The organism is Vibrio cyclitrophicus (genome assembly GCF_024347435.1).
GTDB lineage: Bacteria > Pseudomonadota > Gammaproteobacteria > Enterobacterales > Vibrionaceae > Vibrio > Vibrio cyclitrophicus.
In genome coordinates this window covers 1614792-1637406 of the sequence record NZ_AP025480.1, presented here as the reverse complement: position 1 = coordinate 1637406, position 22615 = coordinate 1614792, and the positions used below count along the sequence as shown (strand labels likewise).

The window sequence follows — 22615 nt, the reverse complement described above, 5'->3', positions numbered from 1 at the left end:
GCTTTAATTCGTTAGTTGAGTAGGTGTATCAATAGGAAAGTTCATGCGGCCTTGCACCAACCATTCAGAGTCATGCGGAGATAGTTCAATAAACCATGGACCTTGCATTTCGTGGTCTAGAGTCAGCGTATAGTTACCCTTCGCATCAGCAGTAAGAAGCTGCGTGAAATCGCGGTCAGGCAATGTTCTGTGCACGAACATAGCGTTAATAGCAGGGAAGTGGTCAAGCTTACCTTTGTCGAGAGTAATGACAACTGAGTTACCTTTCTCGTTAACGGTAGCTGATAGGCCGAGTTCCTTTGCAATATTTACTTTTGAAATATCGACGTTAATGCCTTTTCCTTTTTTATAGTAATCCTCAGTCACTAAATCGACAGAGTTTTGAGTGAACACAATCACCGTCATAATCGTCCAAATCACAACTGTCGCCGGCAACGCGATTAAGAACCACGGCCAAAACTGTTTATACCAAGGCTTTACCATAAAAAATATCTCAAAAAAGAATAAAAAGAAGGGGTTATAAAATAAAGGAAAGACAGCCCCTTAGAAAGAGGCTGTTATTGAAATGTTACTTATTATCCGAGTTGCTTAAGCTCCAAACGTACGATGCAACAAGCTGAACTTTGTCTTCGCCTAGAATATCTTTCCAAGCGGGCATTACGCCAGAACGTCCGTTCATTACTGTTTCAGTTACATCAGCACGAGAATCGCCGAACAACCAATCGCGGTCTGTTAGGTCAGGTGCACCTACTGCAGGGTTACCCTTACCATCAGTACCGTGACATGCAGCACACACGACGAAACGTGCTTTACCTGCTTCAGCTTCACGTACATTAACACTACGACCAGAAAGGCTAAGAGTATAGCTAACTACTTCTTTAACACCTTGCTCGCCTAGAGCGTCTTTCCACGCTGGCATTTGACCAACACGACCGTGCATGATCGTCGTAACGATAGCTTGTGGTTCACCACCATATAGCCATGCGTCATCAGTTAGGTTAGGAAAACCTTTCTGACCACGAGCATCAGAGCCGTGACACTGAGAACAGTTTTGCAAGAATAAACGTTGGCCTACTTTGATTGCGTCAGAGTCTGATGCAATGTCAGGGACAGAACGTAAACCATTTTCGTCGTGAGCTAGCTTTTTGAACGCTTCACCAAAGTAGGTGTTAGCATCATCAAGCTCTTTCGCGTACTCGTCTAATTGTTTGTTTGCTTGAGCCGCAGCGATTGAAGAGCGAGACTCTTCGATACTGCGAACTTCTTGGTTTGAACTTGTCCAACCGAGTAGGCCTTTAAAGTTGCCAAGGCCAGGGTATAGAGCAAGGTAAACCGCTGCAAACACAATTGTACTGATGAAAAGGTATGTCCACCATTTTGGTAGTGGGTTATTAAGCTCGCGAATACCATCGTATTCGTGGCCCATATCATGACCTTCTTCTACGCCTGTTCTATCTTTAAAACACCAACGAAGTAAGACCGCACAACCAATTAGGGTACCAATCGTAATCGCACTAACCCAGATACTCCAGAATGTACTCATTACTTTGTCACTCCTTGATTTTTAGAACTTGTTGCCGGCTCGTCGTCTGCGAACACAAGGTTCGCGTCTTCGTCGAAACGTGATTTACGATTCTTGCCATATGCCCACCAAACGATGCCAATGAAACAAGCAAAAACAGTAACAGTCCAAACACTTTGAAATGTAATAATATCCATAATTATTCCTTATTTCATTGCGTGGCCAAGCGATTGAAGGTAAGCGATGATTGCATCCATCTCTGTTTTTCCTTCAACATCTTGTTTAGCGTTAGCAATTTGTTCGTCTGTGTAAGGAACACCAAATTGATTACGGAAGAGTTCAAGCTTCTGTTTAGTCAATTTGCCATCAAGTACGTTCTCAGCAAGCCATGGGAAACCAGGCATGTTTGATTCAGGAACAAGTTCTCGAGGGTCTAGAAGGTGAACACGGTGCCACTCATCAGAGTAACGATCACCAACACGCGCCAGATCAGGACCTGTACGCTTAGAACCCCATAAGAATGGGTGTTCCCAAACGCTTTCGCCAGCTACAGAGTAGTGACCATAACGTTCAGTTTCAGAGCGGAAAGGGCGAATCATTTGACTGTGACATACGTTACAACCTTCGCGGATATAGATATCACGACCTTCCATTTCCAGAGCAGAGTAAACGCGTAGGTTTTCTACAGGTTCTGTTGTCTGCTTTTGGAAAATAAGAGGGGTGATTTCTACTAAAGCACCAAAGCTGATAGCAATAACGATCAAGATCGCTAGTAAGCCAACGTTTTTCTCGACCAACTCATGGCGATTATTTGAATTTGAGCTCATTCTAAATCTCCTTAAGCCGGTTGAGGGATAGCTTTAAGGCTATCTTTAGGTGCTGAAACAGTTTTGTACGTGTTGTATGCCAATAAGAACATACCAGATAGGAAGATGAAACCACCTAAGAAACGTACAAAGTAGAACGGGTAAGAGGCTTCTACAGACTCTACAAAGCTGTAAGTCAATGTACCGTCAGAGTTAACTGCACGCCACATCAGACCTTGCATCACACCAGAAATCCACATTGCAACAATGTAGAAAACCGTACCAATCGTTGCTAACCAGAAGTGAACATTAATTAGAGATACAGAGTACATACGCTCTTGACCAAATAGTTTAGGAACTAAGTGGTAAACCGAACCGATAGAAACCATAGCAACCCAACCTAACGCACCAGAGTGAACGTGACCGATAGTCCAGTCCGTGTAGTGAGATAGTGCGTTAACCGTTTTAATTGCCATCATAGGGCCTTCGAAAGTCGACATGCCGTAGAATGATAGAGAAACGATTAGGAAACGTAGGATCGGATCGTAACGTAGCTTATGCCACGCACCAGATAGAGTCATGATACCGTTGATCATGCCACCCCAAGATGGAGCAAACAGTACCAAAGACATAACCATACCTAGAGATTGAGTCCAGTCTGGAAGTGCAGTGTAGTGTAGGTGGTGAGGACCAGCCCAGATATACAATGACACAAGAGCCCAGAAGTGAACAATCGACAAACGGTAAGAGTAAACAGGGCGACCAGCTTGTTTAGGGACGAAGTAATACATCATACCTAGGAAACCAGCTGTCAATAGGAAGCCTACCGCATTGTGTCCGTACCACCATTGCACCATTGCATCGATCGCACCGGAGTAAATCGAGTACGATTTAAACGCAGATACAGGAACTGCCAGGCTGTTAACGATGTGCAACACGGCAACCGTGATGATGAAGGCTCCGAAGAACCAGTTAGCTACATAAATGTGCGATGTCTTACGCTTAATCATGGTTCCGAAGAACACGACCGCATAAGCTACCCACACAAGAGTAATAGCAATATCGATTGGCCATTCAAGTTCTGCGTATTCTTTACCAGAGGTTAAACCTAACGGTAAAGTAATTGCAGCGGACAGGATAATCGCTTGCCAACCCCAAAAGGTAAAGGCTACGAGAGGACCACCAAAGAGACGCGTCTGACAGGTACGTTGTACAACATAATATGATGTTGCAAACAGCGCACTTGTACCGAACGCAAAAATAACCGCATTAGTATGCAGGGGACGTAAACGACTGTACGTCAGCCACGGCGTATCAAAGTTTAGCTGTGGCCAAACTAATTGAGCGGCAATCAAAACACCAACGCCCATACCGACAATACCCCACAAAATTGTAACGAGGGTAAATTGACGGACGACCGTATAGTTGTAGTTTTGTTCAAGCTGCTTTTCTTGGCTCATTTGCATGCTTCCAATTTCTTATTTACTACACTTTACTTCCAACACGACTCACGTCGTAATGCCACCCAAATTAGAAAAGGAAATTCAGCCTATTCAGGGCTTTATTTCCACTTGCTGATTTTAAAAAAAAGTGGCATTTTCAACGCGACACTATACTTGAATTAACAAATCAATGACAGAGTAGTAACCTTACGCTTGGTCTGGAATTGGATTTTTATTTAAAAACTTTGAACTTTGTAACAAGGAGTAAAGATTATAATGGCGGCACAAAAGCTAACAAAGGGCAGGCTTGTTCAAATTATCGTCATGTTGGTTATTTTAATAGCTGCATTTACTTGGAGAACAGTAACATACAACAACGACAAGACGGTGAACTGTATAATTTCAAAACCTTGTGAATTTGGTATTGATAAACATAATGTTTTGATTTCGGGTGATAGCCTAGGGTATTCAATTGAAACATCTGAAACTGGCAAATTTATCATTAGTAATAATGGAAGCGAAATTTTAGAAGAAAAAAGCCCAACCAATTGGCTTTTACAAACTAGTGCTAAGACCTCCTCAATAACAGTTACATTTCCACAACAGGTAAGTACGTTTTCTGTAAACCTTTCAAAAGAGTAATAAGGCCAAAACTGAGTTACTCCTCGGTTCTTTTGATAGAAATATGTACCAAATCAGTGAAACACAATGCATTTAAGTGTTATAAAGAGTGCATTAATAAAGTTTCCAGAAATCTATGAAATTTCTATCAAAAGTCTCTTATGCCTTAAGTGAAAATATCGCGATAGATGAGTTGCTCAGCGGGGTCGAAAACGCCGAGGAAATTGCTTGTCTTATTTGCTACTGCACAGAAGAGTACTCGACGCTCGCTGTACAGCGCTATTTAGTAGATGCTCTTCCAAACAGTCCGATACACGGATGTACCACCTGCCACGGTATCATGACCGAAACTGGGTTCCATTCTGGACCTGTGATTGGTGTACTTATCATCTATGACTCAGGGATCAACGCTTATGGTACTGGTATTGAGCACTTTGGTGAAACCATAGAGCACAGTACCTTCAACGCCATCGATAAAGCACTACAGAACGCCAATCGAGAAGGTGAAATACCCGACCTCATCTTGCTTCACTCGACGCCTGGCAATGAAGAAAAAGTGATGACAGCGATCGATAAGAAATTCGGTACTGAGGTGCCTATTATTGGTGGAAGCGCTGCCGACAACCAGGTTTCTGGAAATTGGAGCATATTTACTGAAGAATCGATCTCTATCAATGGCTTGTCACTAACCGTCATTTTTGCCTCTCAGTCTATCTACTCATCCTTCAGTGCTGGTCATACTCCCACTGGTTATTCAGGTATAGTGACCAAAGTAAGAAACAGAATTTTGCTGGAAATAGACCACCGGCCGGCCACAACCGTTTACAACGAATGGACAAACTTCCATTTAGGCGGTAGCGATGATGGATATATTTTCGAAAAATCCTCTGTCTATCCACTGGGCAGAAAAGTCGGCTCTTCATACGATTATCCATATTTCAAATTATCACATTCAATTAGAGAAACAGAATGCAATGGAATCGAGCTGTTCACTGACATCAATAAGGGCGATACTATTTATTTGATGCAAGGTTCTAAGCAACAGTTAATCAGCCGAGCTGCAAACATAATCCATTCTTCTTACTATAATGATATGGATCTCGAGGAAAAATTAGGCGCTATCAACATATTTTGTGCAGGACCTATGCTACATCTGAAACAAGACATGGACGAGGTTTGCGATCAAATAAATCAAGCACTTAATGGGCTGCCATACATATGCCCATTTACTTTTGGCGAGCAAGGAAGACTCTCTGGTGGCGAAAATGCACACGGAAATTTAATGGTGTCATCTGCAACTTTCTATAGGTTAAAAAAGTAATGAGTTCTGAAGGTCAAGAAGCACTGCAAGAAGCTCGTATTGAACTGCAAAAGCTAAAATCCCGTGAGCGTAAACTGGCTGAAGAGAATAGAGTGATCTTGTCTACTATCTCTGCGATCAGCAAGGCAAGTAACATATCAGAGATATTCTCAAGCTTGGAATATGTACTCAAAAAATACATTAAGTTTGATGACTTTATTGTGGTATCAAGGGTAGGGAAGGAAGGTGATTTCAAAACCCTGCTGACCAATAACAAAGTCTTCGAACAGATGTTGTGGACTGATTGTGGCAAGCTATCGCGTGTCATCAACGGAGAATGTGCCATCCTTTTTGAACCCAAATCATTGGGTGAATTCAACTCTTTGCATCCCATCGTTCTCGACCAAATTAATTCAGTTCTCATTACAGGTATTGATAGTGGGCTGACACAATCTGTTATTATTTTCGTCCATTCCAACACCAAGCACTTTAGTATTGAGACCAAAGCAACCCTAAACCGTTTTCGACCACTGATAGAGCGTGCTGTTTTCGATATTGAGAACAAAGAAAAGCTTGAAGCCACTGTTCGAGAACGTACTGCAGAGCTTGTTACAGCAAGAAAAGACGCGGAACGAGCGAACAAGGCAAAGTCTGAATTCTTAGCTATGATGAGCCATGAACTGAGAACGCCTTTAAACGCTATTATAGGATTGATTGACGCATTAAAATCCACACAGTTAAATGAAGAACAACAATCTATACTGCTTAATATGAGCACATCATCTGAGCTTCTATTAGCGATCATTAGTGACGTATTGGACTTTTCCAAAATAGAATCGGGATGTTTCTCACTTGCACCTCAATGGACCAATGTTAGAGACACTGTAACTTTTGTTTTATCTGAACAAATAAAAGCAGCAGACGAAAAAGGGCTTCAACTCACCGTGACCAGCGATATCCCTGAAGGTGAACTTCATTATATTGACCCGAGCCGCTTGGCACAGATTCTCTTTAACCTAATTGGCAATGCGATTAAGTTCACTAACCGCGGACATGTTCATGTTTCTATTGAATACCGACAGAGTTCATTCTACATAACAGTTGAAGACACCGGGATTGGTATCAGTTCACAGAAACTTTCTTCATTATTTAGTCCGTTCATTCAGGCCGATAGCACAATAACTCGTAGATTTGGCGGCACCGGTTTGGGTTTGGCCATCACGAAACGACTTGTTGAACTCATGCGTGGGCGTATATCTGTAGAAAGTGAACCGGACAAAGGCTCGAAATTTGAAGTACAGTTGCCGATACTTACCAGAGTAATTAACGATCTCGTAAACGACGAACAGAATGAATGTGCACAAGAACTAAGAAGCCGTTATTCAGTATTAGTTGTCGAAGACAACCCAACGAATCAGATGGTAATCAAACTGATCCTAACGCGACAAGGTCACGAAGTATTTATTGCAAGCAACGGTGAGGAAGCGATTGGCTTTGTTGAAAGAGGCAATGATTCGATAGACATTATTTTAATGGATGTTTCTATGCCAGTAATGGATGGCTTGACCACAACCAAATGTATGAGAGACGCAAACATTCAAACGCCAATCGTCGCGCTAACAGCACACACATCAATAGAAGATAAATATTCCTGCTTAGATGCTGGTATGAATGATTTCGTTACCAAACCAGTGAGAACCAAAGAAATCACCGAGGCAATTGATAGACTGATGCTTGAGATCTAATAAACGTATTCTTAATCGAAGATTAGGAAATATGTTTATTAGGTATTTTATGGTAAATAGCCTCACTGTTAAATAGACTCCTAATTTGAAGCCTAATGGAATGATGGGGCGTTATAGAAAGAGACTAATACTATGCTTGTTAAACTCAATTTAACATAATATACATAATACGCACTGAGCTTGTAAGCGCAAAGTTAAAATGTCCCTTTAGATCATCACCACTAGGCTTAATTGATATTGGTAAACGCTATGGACATAACACATGCTGCTGACTATGAGTGATTCAGAGATCAATCGTTTTAAAGTAATTGAAGATGTGTGTCAGCGACGGATACGTCGGGCCGATGCTGCCGAGATCCTCAGCTTGAATGTCCTTCACATCCAACGCCTGATGAACCGACTTCGTAAATACGGTGCGAGCGGATTGGCTCATCGCGCTCGCAGTAAGCCTAGCAATCATCGTTATTCAAGTGGTTATCGAAACTCGGTGCTAAGCCTTGTCCGTGAAAACTACAGCGACTTCTCACCAACACTCACTCAAGAAAAGTTATCTGAGCTGCACAACTTGCCCATATCAAACGAAACTTTACGTCAATGGATGATCGCCGACGGACTGTGGCTTCCACATTCACAACGCAAACCTCGGGTCTATCAGCCTCGTTACCGTCGTGATTGCTTGGGTGAACTTATCCAAATTGGCGGATCCCATCATGACTGGTTTGAAGGCCGCTGTGACAAATGCTGCCTATTGGTGTTCATTGATGATGCGACTGGCCGTCTGATGAACCTAAGATTCAGCGAGACAGAATCCGCGTTTGACTACATGATGACCACGCATGAATACCTTAATGAGCACGGTAAACCCATCGCATTTTACAGTGACAAGCACTCTATTTTTCGAGTGAACCAGGAGAAACACAAACAAGTTGGCCAAACTCAATACGGCCGTGTGTTGAAAAAACTGGCCATAGAACTCATCTGTGCCAAGAGCTCTCAAGCTAAAGGCCGCGTTGAGCGAGCCAACCTCACGCTGCAAGACCGACTGGTTAAAGAGATGCGCTTACAAAGTATCGACACCATCGAACAAGCCAACGCCTGGCTTCCCTACTTCATCGACGATTTTATCCATCGCTTTGCTAAGCCCGCTCAATACCTGAAAAACATGCATCGTCAGGTTCGAGAGTCAAAGTAAGAACTCGACGATATTTGCTAAATGACCATCCGACAATAAGTTACATCGTAACATAATTAAATTGCCTGATCTCACCCGTTAAAAAACTACGGTATTGATGTTTTTATTAATGATAAGCATTAAAAATCAGATAGTTAACGGGCATTCTCATTGATTTAAAAAGCTTGTATTTGATAACATATTCCCCAGATAAATAACTCATTATATTAAAGGCTTAATATGAAAATCCGCATGGTCGCTCTATCCTTCTTCACCGCTTTTGGTATCAGCTCTCAGGCTCTTGCTAATGACAATGAAAAACCTTCTAAAGATCTTGGTAGCTTTTATACTGGAGTTGATATCGGTTTTTATAATGAAACTGAATTAGAATATCGCGGGAGTGCAATTGAAGATTCATCTGACCTATCCGACCTTAGTTATAATTTAGTTGGAGGTTATGAATTCAATACCCACGATGTTGTAAAACTAGGAGTAGAAGCTGAATACCGAAAAATAGGTAAAGTGAACTTTAGTGATGTAATGGATATTGAAGGACAAGCTTTCTTCTTAAACGTAAAACCAAAATTCATTGTTAAAGGTGATGTATTAGATTTATACGTATCCCTTCTAGCTGGTATAGGCTCTATGGACATGGAAGCGCGTGCCTTTGGAACCTCCGACTCTAAATCAGAAGTTGGTTACCAAGTTGGTGGTGAGTTTGGCGCCATAGTTACAGACAATATTGACATTCATGTTGGCTATCGCTTTGCACAGGTCGAAATTGAATCTATAGATGTCTCACCTCAAACTGCTTACCTTGGCGCAAGGTACCACTTTTAAACCACCTTCAATATGAAGAACTATACAAATTAAGCCGAACTCATTTAGTTCGGCTTTGAGTTAATCGTTAAATTGAGTTTATCCATGCTTTTTAACCCTACCTGTGCACTCTATTCCGTTACGTTGTATCTTTCTCCACAATACATCAACGCTAACGATAAACAATGCAAAAAAAACTACTAACAACAGAAGCTATTTTGTGTTTAAACTTTGATCTATCAATCAGTTATAAGAACAAACAAGGCACTTAAGCAATCAAATGCAATGCATTCGCACTTACATTGTAATTTAAAATGTTAACATCAGGCAATTTTGTAAAATAGGTGTTTGATATGTTACCCAAGCTTTATAAGTTCAGATCCCTTAATGATAGAAATATACAATCGATATCTGAATGCTCGCTGTGGTTTGATTACGCGAAAACCTTTAATAACCCTTTTGAATCTAACCATGCGTTCAACGAAAACCTTCAAAACGATTTCAAAGTCATGTGCTTTTCTCAGTCCAGTGACCACCCTATATTGTGGTCACAATATGGCGATAATTTTAAAGGTATGTGTATCGAATATGATCTTAATTTTTATCGTGGCAAAGCTAAACTCAACTGCTTTGAAGTCCAGTATGAAGATGACCCAACCATTTTTAATTCGTCTCCTATCATCGACTTCAAGACTCATTTGAAAACAGCTAAACTGGGAGCCTAACTGTTTAAGATTAAGCATGCAAATTGGCGTTACGAACAAGAATATCGATGGGTACTGCCTAATGAAGAGATTGTCGGGCATAAATTGTATCTGAATAGAGAATGCTTGAGATCTGTGATTCTTTCGGAACACGCTCCTGTTGATAGGAAACTGAAAGTTCTGATGACATGCCAAAGCCTCGGCATTCCAGTCAAGCATGCTATTGCTCAGCAGAATTCATTTACTTTCCAAGCAATGAACTAAGCTCTACTGTCACGGAATATGGCATTATGAAAAGTTACACCGCAACAATAATCGCCACATAAATTGTGGCTCTTTTGGTTTTCTACACCTACATATGAGTCGTTAACTTGCCTGGAACTTTGCTTTGTACCTGGCTAATCGTCGCCGCTGCCATTTGCACTGTAGAGAACCAATACGGGCGATGTTTAGCGTTGAACAAATCACTATTATCCAACGCCTCATATATAGAAAACTTCCTTCCTTGAGCCAGTGCTGCGCCATAAACCGTTCGTTCAAGAGCAGGAATATCATTAACTTCCTCAAGAAGCGCACGCTTTATAAATTGGTTACTTGGGCTCCAGTCAATGAAATCAACAAGATTTTTAAATAATTTGAGTTCCAATTGCTCTACCATAGCCTCAAGAAACTGTGTGTTTGGTAGTACTTCAGTGCAAGCGTAATATTCATCATGCTTGTCACTTGCATCTCGGTAACCCAACATAGTTTTCACTAGTGCATCTTCAAACGTTGAAGAAAAGTGGTTACAAATTAAGAACAAAGGCAGCACTCTCAACACACCAAGAAGGATACCAACATTAGGCTCTTTTACTGAGGTTTCTTGAAGTCGAAGTCGCGTCACGTTTGACGTTACTACTAGATGTTGCCAGACCTTAGGGACGATATGTTTAATATTGCCATCATTCCACTTGATAAGCTGCTGGCTCATCAGTAAAGGAAACAATAAACGGCAATTTTCAATTCCTATCTGTCGTGCTGCAACTTTGGGGTCAAGAATGACCTTTGCTTTCTTACCGTACTTGTCTGTGAATTCACGGTTAGAAACAAACTCTATTAAGCTTGAGCTCAATGACCTACTTTTGGCCGATATCTCATGGAGCTTAGAAAAATTTAAGGATGGCGAATAAGCAGTACTAGCGAATTGATTGTAATCTGGTAGATCAGAAAACAAAGAACTTATTAAGGTGCTTTGAAGCTTTTCCAGCATCAGAGCTGAGGCGACATTGCTCACATCATCGATAACGTATCGCAATGTTTGTTGCTTCGCGACGACTTTCTCTCGATGTGCATTAACTCTGTCCTGCTCACAACGCAGCAAAACACGTTGATTGTGAGATATTCGGTCACACTCATCGAATATGACGCTATCACAGTATCGATTTTCTAAACTCAGTAATGTGTCTACTGTGGCTTGCTCAAGCTTATACTCTGGAGAGATTAACCATCGATTAAAGCGAGCCTCAATATTAATTGAGACCTTTCTAGAAATCTCAATGACTTCCGGAGTGTAATTTTTATTTGCTAACAACAACCGTGACTTTCCTTTGCCCTAAGTGTTTTTCGTCTGCATATTCTGCCTTTATAATAAAACTAATATTAATGGAAATCAGAGATTGGTTCACGAAATTGTTTCAATTAAATTAAGGTTATCTAGTTATAGTGCGTTATAGCTATCATTCTGTGATATGTAACCGGATAAACTTCTCAGGAAAGCTGTATTTGTACTTTTTCTTTTTTGGTAAATGCTTTTTGGCCTGTTTACAGATTTGAGGATCGCCCGATGTTCTTACTCTTTTGATTCTTGTATAGCCTTTGAAATGCTTCATCTCAATCATCAGGTCGCAATAGCCCACTACGTCAACATTGCTCTTGCTGACTCCTTTGATGACAGTCGCTTTAATCTTCTTTGCTACTGGATTAGTCAATGCATCATCGCTGAGTACGTGTAAGGATAAGAAATAAAAAAAGAATATTAGGTATTTCATACTGGTCTCAATTATTAAGTTGGAGAACAGTATGCAAGTAATTGAGATAAATTGAGGACTAACTAAGTATGGCTATTCACCAACCGAGGCTTAATTTTCGACAATTACGCTTTCTTTGAACCTCTAGACTTGAAGCCGTTGTGCGGAAACACGTTACGAATACGTTGTTGAACATTTTTAGGTACCTCTTTAGTGAACTTAAGATTATAGCCAGAGCGTTTTGCGTACACTTTTAGTTCACCTTTAAAGGCGTTGTTATTACCAATTTCTTGAAGGTTATGCTTAAAACTCGGAGGAAAATGACCTTTAACCTGTTCAATAACGCCGTCGTTGAATTTGATTTTCAATACGGGTCTATCTATTGCCACTAACCAAAAAACCAAGACTGCACCGATTAAGATTACATACATCATAATGTCACCACTTATTGATGATTACTTGTCGTCAGAAAGAAGTTTACTCAAGTCTTCTTTAAGGCTTGTTACTGTCTTACTAGCCTGCTCACTACGAGAGGCTTCGCTCACAAGGTATTCAATGGCATCCGATAACGTGCAGCCCAATTCGTTCGCGCGTTGAGATAACTTTTCCCAGACGCGGTAATCAAGGTCGATTGATTTCTTTTTTGTGTGAACTTGTTCAGCATTGAAATGGCGTTTTCGCTTCGCTCTGATCGCTTGTTTAAGCTTGTTATCGAGCTCAGGAGACATGTTGTTAGAGATCCATTCGAGAACGCCTGTAGGTTGGTGTTCAAGCTTCAATAAGGCTTGTACAGCAACGTCAGCTTCGCTTGAATCAATATGGCAAGTGATCGATTCGCCTTCTTTCCATTTCTTGACCAAATAGTTCCATTTCCAACCACATTCCAAGTTTTCAAGTTGCTGATATTTCATGTCTAATCTCGAGTGTAAAACCTAGTGACAGCGTAACCCAAAGCGGGCTAATTAACAATTATTGTCTTGAAAGAATAGACCAAGATCATACTTATATTAGCTTAGTGATTAGTAACTACAACATAGAGCTACAAGCGAGATCGGTTTTTCTATATACTCCGTATCTTATTACCATAATCAGAAACCTAAATGACTCAAGTAGATTGGCGACATGTAACGCCTCAGTATGACGAATATAGTGCTCAATTAGAGCAATTCCCTGACATCTCGCCTTTCCCATTTTCAGACATTCAACATCGATTTAACGATGCGCTAACCCGCTTTGTCCGCTTGTCCAACCTTTCGCGTGTTTTACTTGTAAACGCCCAGGACAACTCAATCTATCGTCAAATGATTGTTGAATCTTTAGTCACTGCATTAGATGATCACACTCTGCCGGTTATAAAAACCGAATCTTTAAATGCTGTTTCTTTGTTTGATCAAGTTCAATCAAAAGACGGTAAAGTCATCGTGACAAAACCCGGCTTACTCGCAAGAGCAAACAACGGCTATTTGATCGTTTCAGCTAACTTGATCTTAGCGAATCCTGGAAGCTGGTTGTTGCTAAAATCAGCCCTGCTTGGTGAAGCTGTAGAGCCGGTCAGTAGTAATCCTGAACACTTAAATCAATCACCTACTTTACCCCTTGCCTACAACATTAAACTCATTGTTGTTGGAGACAGAGCCCAATTAGGTGACCTTGATTATCTCGACAGTGATATTCAAACAGGGTTTTGCCTGTTCAGTGAAATTGAGCAAGACATCAAGCTTTCACAAGACACTTTGACGCAATATCTTGGATATCTAAAGTGGCTTCAGCAACGCTATGAATTACCTAACATCACACAGCAAGCGTTGACGGGGATTCTTACCGCCGGAGCAAGAGAAACTGAAGATCAAAGTTATATCCCGCTGTGCCCAATTTGGCACAATGCGCTATTGAACGAAGCACTCGTGGAAGCGAGCAACGGTGAGATTGATATTCACCATATCCAACAAGCATTACAACACAAATATAACCGAGAGTCGTATCTACCTGAACGCGCTCTTGATGATATTCGAGATGGACAGGTCATTATCGAAACTGAAGGTGAACAAGTTGGTCAAGTAAATGGATTAACTGTTATCGATGTGCCTGGACACCCTGTCTCTTATGGGGAACCCGCTCGTATTTCTTGTGTTATTCACTTCGGTGATGGCGACATTGCTGACGTTGAACGTAAAGCTGAGCTTGGTGGTAACCTGCACGCTAAAGGGATGATGATCATGCAAGCTTTTGTTAGCAGTGCACTCAACCTTGAAGATCCCCTACCGTACGCAGCTTCTGTGGTGTTTGAACAGTCGTATTGTGAAGTTGATGGCGATAGCGCTTCTCTTGCTGAACTGTGCTCTCTAGTGAGTGCGCTTTCTGAGTACCCTATCAATCAGCATATTGCGGTAACAGGGGCTGTCGATCAGTTTGGTCGTGTACAAGCGGTTGGTGGGTTAAACGAGAAAATCGAAGGATTCTATCATGTGTGTAAGCACAATGGCTTAACCGGCGAGCAAGGCGTGATCCTTCCAAAATCTAACTTAAGGCATCTGGCTCTTAAACCTGACCTTATTGAAAGCATCAAAAATGAAGAATTCCATATTTGGTCTGTTTCTAATGTAGATGAAGCGATTCCTCTGATTATGAACAAACCATTTAGAGACGATGGACAAGAAAGCGTTCTGAGTAAAATCGCGGAACGTATTGAAAACTTTGAAAGACATGAGCACCCTATTGGAATTGTTGGACGCATCAAAAACTGGTTTGTCTAGTACTGATCGGACTTGTTTAGCGTACACCTGTTCACTAATATGCACCTATCAAAAATCGGAGTAATTGATAATGCAAAACAAACGTGATTCTTACACTCGCGAAGATCTTCTAGCATCAAGCCAAGGCGAACTATGGCCAGAAGGTCCTCAACTACCAGCACCGAACATGTTGATGATGGATCGCATCACTAAAATGTCTGAAACTGAAGGTGATTTCGGTAAAGGTTTGATTCTTGCTGAACTGGATATTACTCCTGACCTATGGTTCTTCGACTGTCACTTCCCTGGTGATCCAGTAATGCCTGGTTGTCTAGGCCTTGACGCAATGTGGCAGCTTGTTGGCTTCTACCTTGGTTGGGTTGGCGGCAAAGGTAAAGGCCGAGCTTTAGGTGTAGGCGAAGTGAAATTCACAGGTCAAATTCTACCTACAGCGAAAAAAGTAACTTACGAGATCCACATGAAGCGTGTTGTTAACCGTCGCCTAGTTATGGGCCTTGCTGATGGTCGCGTACTTGTTGATGGTAAAGAGATCTATGTTGCTAAAGACTTGAAAGTTGGCCTTTTCCAAGATACGTCAGCGTTCTAATCGGCTTGATGTATTTTAATAAAGCAGCCAAAGGCTGCTTTATTTTTGCTCCAATAAAATCAGTTATAGTGCATCAGGGTACCTAGACCTAAATATGAAATAAGTTAAATCCACCAGAAAAACGCTCTTGTGATAACGAAACTATAATACTTTATAGCTCTGGGGAGCTTAGCACTCGTCTGAAACTAACAAGGCTCCAATGTTTCAATCAACAATGGAGCCTTGACCTTGAATTCTTTGCGCCCTATCTATTTATAGAGTCCTGCATTTCTATCATCTTTGGCATCACGCCAACCACCTAACCAATAAGACCGAGAATCCATTTGGCTGTATGGGCAAGCTTCTTGCGACCTACCATTTAAACCAGCTTTGTAGCCTTGAGATTGTGCTCGTTCTAGTCGATCACGCTTTTGTCTCTTCATAGTGCAGTCCTCATACGGGTGTTGATTTACTAACATACAATGATTACAACTTAGCGGAGTTTTTGTGACTCCAACTTTAAGAATCGAACAATTTTTTACTTTTCTCAAGGCGAAAAAAAGCCCGAATTCAGAAATGTGAACTCGGGCTCAAGAGATAAAATTATTTAAATTTTCTACGGAACCCTAACAGACCAAGCACAGTCAAAGTTAACCAACCTAGCCCGGCACCTTGACGATCGACCTTCTCGGTGTCAGTACTACGGGTTTGAATATCCTTTTCAGTAGCCCCGCTAATAGGAACCAACTTAACCGCGACGACTTCTTCAACCGCGTTAGACGCAGCGCCACCGCAATATGAGTTATGAGATGTAGTGTCGTACGGTTGTGCCACGCCGCCTACAGTACACTTAATGGCTGTCCCCGAAATAACACCTGCATCATTAATATCTGTTGCATCAATGATACGGAAATAGTTATTAGCGTCAGAGTAATTTTTCCCATCTGCGTTTGCACCGTTTGTTAGATCATCTATCCACCAAGCTTTGCTCTCAAACAGCGCAATTCTTGATGCATCAGTGCCGGCGGCTTGATACGGGTAAATAAAACCACGATGTCTACGCTGGCTACCATCAACCTCACGAATCGTTTCAGCGTCAACCTGGCCAACAAATTCGTTGAAATTGTTGACGGCCTTTGCTTCACCGCCTGCGCCAGTAAAGAAAATACCACCAGATAAGTACGTTGCAGTTGGAGTTACTGCAGATGCATCAGTCACAACAAAAATCTTGTTGCCTGCACTACCGCTCTCTGGCACATAGCCATTACGTTTAGAATAACCTACAGCAAACAAGTTATCGTTTATATCCGTTGCAACAGAGTTACTGTATCTAGCATCATCATTAGATGAGCCAGAATTAACCTGTGCGCCGTTAACCTGCTTAGTCGTCCATGTTGCGCTAGTAAGATCTAATGAATCACTAACAAAAACACTTGCGTTCATGTCTTGAAGATTACTATTACCATCTACTGTGTTGTAACCTACGCCATAAAAAATTGAGTTTGTCTCATCAATTGTGATTGATCGCATGCTACCTTGGGCAAAATAATCACCTTGCTGAGCATTGCCACCTCTAACCCAATCGATTTGCTTTGTATTCGTTTCGTCCCAAATTGCTGCTTTTGAGCTAAATGTTGTGTCCGAAGTGTCAGTAGCAGGGCCTTTCGTAGATACACTACCTACATTATATACAGTACCGTTGCTTGCCGTAATCGCTTTCCATGCACGAGTTTCAGAAGTACCAACAGGCCCAACAGCCGTCGTAAACAGCGCATTATTACGTATACTTCCTTCAGATTTAACACCTAGTGGTTTAGCGTCATTATCTAGAGAGTTAATAACCGTATTGCGGCTCTCAAATGTTACAAACGTTTGCTCTCCGTCTACTATGTCATGTTCAACAAAGGCTTTCGCATTGACATAAGTAAGATCGTTTCTTTCCTTATTCCAAGTGTCGTACCAGCGATTATCTGCCCAACTTTCACATGTAGAATATCTCAGCTCTCGATAACAATAGTTTTCGAAATCATCACGCTCTTGAATGTACTGAAATGGTGCATCCATTGCGAATGGTACTTCTTCACGATAACTTACCGCTTCAAGCGTATCGCGAGTCTCACCAGCAAGTTTAAATGCACTATCGGTACAGTTAGTCGCAGCTGAATCGAAGCAACCTAACGCAAGCTCATTCTTCCCGTCTGTCGCAACACCAGGTTGAATCGCCACACCATAGATTTCAGAGGCACCTGTAATTGAAGGAGTGACTTCAACGACCTTGTAAAGCGCTGCGTTAGCATGAGTTGCCGCCAAAACTAGGGCTGCAACTGTAGTTAATTTAAATTTAGTACAAGTCATTATTACTTCTTAACTTTCCTGTTGTAGTGCCTCGAGCTCTTCCCAGCGCTCAAAAGCAACTTCAAGCTCCTGCTCTGCTGCAGATAGCTTATCTAAAACTGGTTGTGTCTGCTCTACAGATTTTGAAAAGAAGCTGGGATCGTTGACTTCTTCCTGAAGAGTTTCAATTTGAGTTTCCAATTCTTCTAAACGCATTGGTAGCGCTTCTAGTTCTCGTTGTAGCTTATACGATAACTTCTTAGGTTTAGCCTTAACTGACGCAGTTTTGGGAGTTTCCTCAACTACTTTCTCGGGCTTTGATGGCTTTTCAACCTGTCGGTACTCTAATGCCTGCTTTCTTTGCTGCTGGGCATCATGGTAACCACCAACAAATTCTTCAATAACGCCATTACCTTCAAAGATCCAACTTGTCATCACCGTATTATCAACAAACTGACGATCGTGGCTCACTAAAAGAAGTGTACCCTGATAGTTGGCAAGCAAATCTTCTAAAAGTTCCAAAGTTTCTATATCTAGATCGTTGGTCGGCTCATCGAGAATCAATAAGTTGTTCGACTTAAGGAAGATACGAGCTAATAACAGACGGTTTTTCTCACCACCAGATAGTGCCTTTACAGGAGTACGAGCACGTTTAGGAGAGAATAAGAAATCTTGCAGGTAACTCAGTGCATGGCGCTCACGGCCGCCTACTGTCACTTCTTGCTTACCATCCGCTAGATTATCAATTACAGACTTCTCAGGGTCTAGGATTTCACGATATTGGTCGAAGTAAGCCACTTCCAGCTTAGTACCACAATGCAGGCGACCTGAATCTGGCTTAAGTTGATCAAGAAGTAGTTTAAGCACCGTACTCTTACCACAGCCATTAGGACCGATCAGAGCAATACGATCACCACGCATGATGTTGAAGCTAAAGTCTTTAACAATCTCTTTGCCTTCAAAACCAAAGTTAAGATTTTCTGCTTCGAATACAATCTTGCCTGAGCGTTGACCATCATCAATCTGGATAACCGCTTTACCCTGCACTTCACGACGATTGATACGTTCTTCACGCAGCTTCTTGAGAGCACGCACACGGCCTTCGTTACGAGTTCGACGAGCTTTGATCCCCTGACGAATCCAAACTTCTTCTTGAGCAAGCTTTTTATCAAATTCAGCGTTCTGCATTTCCTCAACACGCAACGCTTCTTCTTTCTCTAATAGGTAGTTTTCGTAATCCCCCGGGAAAGAGCTCAGTTTGCCGCGATCAAGATCAACGATACGTGTTGCCATCGATTTAATGAACGCACGGTCATGCGAGATAAAGATGATTGAACCACGGAAGTCTTTCAGGAAGCCTTCTAACCATTCAATAGTTGCAACATCCAAGTGGTTAGTCGGTTCGTCTAGAAGTAGAACGTCTGGATCACACACTAATGCACGCGCAAGCGCAGCTTTGCGTTGCCAACCACCAGACAAATCGGTCAGTTTGGTTTCAGCAGTCAGCTTAAGCGCCGCCATTACGTTACTTACACGATCTTCGAAACGCCATGCGTTTGCGTGATCTAACTGCTCTTGAACACGAGTAAGACGGTTTAGGTTCTTTTCACTTGGGTCAGTACCAATGAGATCCAAAAGATCATGATAGATCTTCAGTTGCTCGCCAATTTCAGCTAAGCCACCAGCAACGTAGTCATAGACGGTACCTTGCTCATTACGCGGGGGATCTTGCTCTAAGCGAGATACAACTACATCTTGTGTGATTTGCATCTTACCGTCGTCCATGATGATATTCCCTGACAGGATCTTCATCAACGTAGACTTACCCGCGCCATTGCGCCCTACTAAACACACACGTTCATTTTCTTGCAGTGCAAAGTCCGCACGATCTAATAACGGGTGATCGCCAAACGCTAATTGCCCGTTATGAATTGTAAGTAATGCCATTCTTTTTTAACCAATCATTAAGTTCTAACAAGCCAAATGGCCAGTTAAGCTCTGAGCTTTGAGAAAAGTCAGAGCTTTCAAATTTGAGCACCGGAATAGTGACCCCGTAACGGGAAAAGAGCTCATCATCAAATGCAATGTCGACAACGTTGACGTGATGGCTAATGTTTAACTGTTCCGTGAGTTTGAATGCCATCTCACATAGATGGCACCCTTCTGTACTGTAGAGAGTCAGCACTCTATATCCTTATACAATCTCTTTGATTATTTGTGTGTAATCAACCAGCAGTTATGAATATGCTTATTACGAGAGAAATCTAATGGAAGCGTCTTAGCTGAGATATTCTGAGCTTTAAGACCTAACGCTTCTAGACCTTCTAGATCCATCTTAAAGTGACGCTTGTTGTTGGAAAACACAATCGTACCTTCTTCACGAAGAAGACGCTTAAGGTTTTCCATCAACTGAATGTGATCACGTTGAACATCGAAAGATTGATCCATACGCTTAGAGTTTGAGAACGTAGGTGGATCAATAAAAATCAGATCGTAAGAACCCTGCTCTTTAACCAACCATTGTAAGCAGTCAGCTTGCACAAACTGATGTTGACGACCAACACGACCATTAAGCTCCATGTTCTGCTTTGCCCACTCAAGGTAGGTATTCGACATGTCAACCGTTGTTGTAGAGCGTGCGCCACCTACTGCAGCATGAACAGATGCACTGCCAGTGTAAGCAAACAGGTTTAGGAAATCTTTACCTGCAGCCATCTCACCGATACGACGACGAGTGATCTTATGGTCTAAGAACAAGCCTGTATCTAAGTAATCATGAAGATTAACAATGAGTTTAACGCCGTACTCGTTCACTTCTAGGTTAGATGAATCTTGAGCCATTTTTTGATATTGAGAACGGCCTTTCTGCTTCTGACGAACCTTAAGAACCACGTTGTTTGCTTCAACGCCCGTTACTTGAATAGAAGCACGGATAATGTCGGTTAGACGGCGCTTTGCTTTATCTTCTGGTACATCTTTAGGCGCTGCGTATTCTTGAATCACAAGGTGGCCTGGGTATACATCAATCGCTACATTGTATTCTGGTAAGTCAGCATCATAGATACGGTAGCAATCTAATTGCTCTTTCTTAGCCCACTTGCCAATTTTACCGATGTTCTTTTTAAGACGGTTTGCGAAATCAGGCGCAATCAGCTGTTCTTGCTCGCCCGTTGAACGTTCTGACATCGGACGATCTGAAATTGAATAGTTTTTTTGGTGACACGGTAACGCACCGTTGTTCAATTTGAACTGTTTTTCTGCACGCATGCGTAAACAGCTAAGTAGTTCGTCTGAACTAGAAAAGATAGACGCGTTACAACCACCAAATTCAGCTTTAAGCTGCGCGCCGAATGCTGTGTAAAGAGCAATAAGACCCGGCTCGGTACCAAGACGTTCACCGTAAGGCGGGTTAGAAACAATCACACCATCAGTAAACTCTGTAGGACGCTTAAGCTTTGCAGCATCGCCTACTTCGAATTCAATCAACTCTTCAACACCGGCACGACGAGCATTGTCACGCGCAGTTTTGATCATACGTTCATCATTGTCGTAGCCATAGAACTTACATTCCACTTTCTTAACACCACGACGACCTTGAACGTTCGCTTCAGCTTTCACTTCAGCCCATAGCTCTGGTTCGAAATCTTCTAGTGATTCAAAACACCACTTCTGACGTTTAACACCTGGAGCCATGTTTGCAGCCATCATCGCCGCTTCAATCACTAACGTACCTGAACCACACATTGGATCTAGGAAAGGCTTAGTTGCGTCCCAACCACTACGAAGAAGAATCGCGGCAGCAAGAGTTTCACGTAGTGGTGCTCGACCTGATTCAGGACGGTAACCACGTTGGTGAAGACCGCTACCTACCATATCAACACCAAGAATCGCTTTATCACGGTGTAAACGAACGTGGATACGAATGTCTGGGTTCTCTTTGCTAATAGAAGGACGAGGTAAAGACTTCTTCTCAAAGCAATCAACAACGGCATCTTTTACTTTCATCGCACCGTATTGGCTATTACGGATTTCGTTGTTCGTACCATTGAAGTCAACAACAAAACGCTTAGAGCTATGGAATTGATTTACCCAGTTAACCGCTGTGGTTGATAGGTACAAATCCATGTCGTCCATACAAGTGAATTCAGAAAGGACACGTACAAATCGAGAAGCCAAACGGCTCCACAAACAACAACGATAAATTTGCTCATTGGTGGCTTTGAATTTAACACCTGCTTGAACAGGTTTTGCGTTTGTAATCCCTAGTTGGGTTAGTTCTTCAACTAATAAATTCTCAAGGCCATTTGAGGTAACCGCTAGATATTGATTCATAGTGTTCTTTTATTGATAAAAATGAGCTCGATTATACCTGAATTTATTACCAGAGCATCACACTAAACTCGTCTTTTCATTGAATCTTTCGACTAACTGGCTAGCAAGTGCACAGTGTCGAAGCGATCGCTTACCCACATTCCCTTAGGACATAAGACTTACTAAACCAACATGATTTGTGACCTAACATCGCCCAAAGTGGTGATTTGAATTTATATTCACATCAAAATTGGTATATACCAGATTAAATTTATGAGTGAAAGTTAGCTACAAATGACAATAAACAAGGAATAAATTCGAGTTATTTACACTTTTGGTGATAAAAACAGGCAGGAATTAAGGCGAAAAAATAGTCGAGTGTTCACTATTTAAATGGATAACAGGTGATGTATTTATCAGAATGAGGTTTTTTAGGCACAAAAAAATCGGCTATTAAGCCGATTCTGAGGAAGGTTTTGTGAATTGTGCGCTGTAATATGTGCTAGAAATAATGCT

The 22615-nt window shown here is 41.8% G+C and carries 20 protein-coding genes and 2 pseudogenes; 8 read left to right on the top strand and 14 right to left on the bottom strand.

Features of this window, described 5'->3' with window-relative positions:
- Positions 1–3: 3 nt before the first annotated feature.
- From OCW38_RS07075 to ccoN, 5 genes are all read right to left on the bottom strand, one after another.
- Positions 4–483 (bottom strand): FixH family protein, encoded by a 480-nt coding sequence (locus OCW38_RS07075; protein ID WP_010440816.1) that lies wholly within the window; start codon positions 481–483, stop codon positions 4–6.
- An 85-nt stretch (positions 484–568) separates the two neighbouring features.
- Entirely contained in the window at positions 569–1543 is a 975-nt protein-coding gene (gene ccoP / locus OCW38_RS07070; protein WP_010440814.1) for a cytochrome-c oxidase, cbb3-type subunit III, read from the bottom strand.
- A complete protein-coding gene (locus OCW38_RS07065) occupies positions 1543–1719 on the bottom strand; it encodes a CcoQ/FixQ family Cbb3-type cytochrome c oxidase assembly chaperone (protein ID WP_009846708.1) in 177 nt (58 codons plus the stop codon). Before OCW38_RS07065 ends, ccoP begins: the two co-directional genes overlap by 1 nt.
- A 9-nt stretch (positions 1720–1728) precedes the next feature.
- Positions 1729–2349 carry a cytochrome-c oxidase, cbb3-type subunit II gene (gene ccoO, locus OCW38_RS07060; RefSeq protein ID WP_016767204.1) on the bottom strand — a complete coding sequence of 207 codons (621 nt, stop codon included), beginning with the start codon at positions 2347–2349 and terminating at the stop codon, positions 1729–1731.
- Positions 2350–2360: 11 nt separating this feature from the next.
- Positions 2361–3794, bottom strand: a complete 1434-nt coding sequence (gene ccoN, locus OCW38_RS07055) for a cytochrome-c oxidase, cbb3-type subunit I (protein WP_008221953.1) — start codon at positions 3792–3794, stop codon at positions 2361–2363.
- A gap of 252 nt (positions 3795–4046) precedes the next feature.
- On the opposite strand from ccoN, the gene OCW38_RS07050 reads away from it, so the two are divergent.
- The 6 genes and pseudogenes from OCW38_RS07050 to OCW38_RS07025 all read left to right on the top strand — a co-directional run bounded on the left by OCW38_RS07050 (position 4047) and on the right by OCW38_RS07025 (position 10394).
- Positions 4047–4412, top strand: a complete 366-nt coding sequence (locus tag OCW38_RS07050; RefSeq protein ID WP_016767203.1) for a hypothetical protein — start codon at positions 4047–4049, stop codon at positions 4410–4412.
- Positions 4413–4527: 115 nt separating this feature from the next.
- Positions 4528–5712 carry an FIST signal transduction protein gene (locus OCW38_RS07045; RefSeq protein ID WP_261895583.1) on the top strand — a complete coding sequence of 395 codons (1185 nt, stop codon included), beginning with the start codon at positions 4528–4530 and terminating at the stop codon, positions 5710–5712.
- On the top strand, positions 5712–7436 hold the full coding sequence (locus tag OCW38_RS07040; protein ID WP_261895581.1) for an ATP-binding protein: 1725 nt from the start codon (positions 5712–5714) through the stop codon (positions 7434–7436). The genes OCW38_RS07045 and OCW38_RS07040 overlap by 1 nt, the downstream gene beginning before the upstream one ends.
- Positions 7437–7710: 274 nt before the next feature.
- Positions 7711–8622: pseudogene (locus tag OCW38_RS07035) on the top strand (ISNCY family transposase); the annotation flags it as partial.
- Positions 8623–8847: 225 nt separating this feature from the next.
- Positions 8848–9447: a porin family protein gene (locus tag OCW38_RS07030; protein WP_010440796.1), complete on the top strand. Its 600-nt coding sequence runs from the start codon at positions 8848–8850 to the stop codon at positions 9445–9447.
- A gap of 332 nt (positions 9448–9779) precedes the next feature.
- Positions 9780–10394, top strand: a pseudogene (locus tag OCW38_RS07025) (DUF2971 domain-containing protein).
- Between the two features lie 88 nt (positions 10395–10482).
- Here the strand turns inward: OCW38_RS07025 and OCW38_RS07020 are convergent.
- The 4 genes from OCW38_RS07020 to matP form a co-directional block, all read right to left on the bottom strand.
- Positions 10483–11703 (bottom strand): hypothetical protein, encoded by a 1221-nt coding sequence (locus OCW38_RS07020; protein WP_261895579.1) that lies wholly within the window; start codon positions 11701–11703, stop codon positions 10483–10485.
- A 142-nt stretch (positions 11704–11845) separates the two neighbouring features.
- Positions 11846–12157, bottom strand: a complete 312-nt coding sequence (locus OCW38_RS07015; protein WP_010440791.1) for a hypothetical protein — start codon at positions 12155–12157, stop codon at positions 11846–11848.
- A 104-nt stretch (positions 12158–12261) separates the two neighbouring features.
- Entirely contained in the window at positions 12262–12570 is a 309-nt protein-coding gene (locus OCW38_RS07010) for a DUF3634 family protein (RefSeq protein WP_261895577.1), read from the bottom strand.
- A gap of 21 nt (positions 12571–12591) precedes the next feature.
- Complete coding sequence (gene matP, locus OCW38_RS07005; RefSeq protein ID WP_010440786.1) at positions 12592–13047, bottom strand: macrodomain Ter protein MatP; 456 nt, start codon at positions 13045–13047, stop codon at positions 12592–12594.
- A 189-nt stretch (positions 13048–13236) separates the two neighbouring features.
- On the opposite strand from matP, the gene OCW38_RS07000 reads away from it, so the two are divergent.
- Together OCW38_RS07000 and fabA are read left to right on the top strand one after the other, a co-directional pair.
- The gene (locus tag OCW38_RS07000) at positions 13237–14889 is read left to right on the top strand and encodes a Lon protease family protein (RefSeq protein ID WP_261895574.1); all 1653 of its coding nucleotides are present in this window, start codon (positions 13237–13239) and stop codon (positions 14887–14889) included.
- 70 nt (positions 14890–14959) lie between these two features.
- Positions 14960–15475 carry a bifunctional 3-hydroxydecanoyl-ACP dehydratase/trans-2-decenoyl-ACP isomerase gene (gene fabA, locus OCW38_RS06995; protein ID WP_010440782.1) on the top strand — a complete coding sequence of 172 codons (516 nt, stop codon included), beginning with the start codon at positions 14960–14962 and terminating at the stop codon, positions 15473–15475.
- Positions 15476–15723: 248 nt separating this feature from the next.
- Here the strand turns inward: fabA and rmf are convergent, their stop codons facing one another.
- From rmf to rlmKL, 5 genes are all read right to left on the bottom strand, one after another.
- Positions 15724–15897: a ribosome modulation factor gene (rmf, locus tag OCW38_RS06990; protein WP_010440780.1), complete on the bottom strand. Its 174-nt coding sequence runs from the start codon at positions 15895–15897 to the stop codon at positions 15724–15726.
- Positions 15898–16057: 160 nt separating this feature from the next.
- Positions 16058–17809 carry a DUF3466 family protein gene (locus tag OCW38_RS06985; RefSeq protein WP_261895572.1) on the bottom strand — a complete coding sequence of 584 codons (1752 nt, stop codon included), beginning with the start codon at positions 17807–17809 and terminating at the stop codon, positions 16058–16060.
- Between the two features lie 9 nt (positions 17810–17818).
- Positions 17819–19735 carry an ABC transporter ATP-binding protein gene (locus OCW38_RS06980; protein WP_102385200.1) on the bottom strand — a complete coding sequence of 639 codons (1917 nt, stop codon included), beginning with the start codon at positions 19733–19735 and terminating at the stop codon, positions 17819–17821.
- Positions 19713–19931 carry a glutaredoxin family protein gene (locus tag OCW38_RS06975; protein ID WP_009846663.1) on the bottom strand — a complete coding sequence of 73 codons (219 nt, stop codon included), beginning with the start codon at positions 19929–19931 and terminating at the stop codon, positions 19713–19715. Before OCW38_RS06975 ends, OCW38_RS06980 begins: the two co-directional genes overlap by 23 nt.
- Before the next feature lie 68 nt (positions 19932–19999).
- Positions 20000–22120, bottom strand: a complete 2121-nt coding sequence (gene rlmKL / locus OCW38_RS06970; RefSeq protein ID WP_261895569.1) for a bifunctional 23S rRNA (guanine(2069)-N(7))-methyltransferase RlmK/23S rRNA (guanine(2445)-N(2))-methyltransferase RlmL — start codon at positions 22118–22120, stop codon at positions 20000–20002.
- Between the last annotated feature and the right edge of the window lie 495 nt (positions 22121–22615).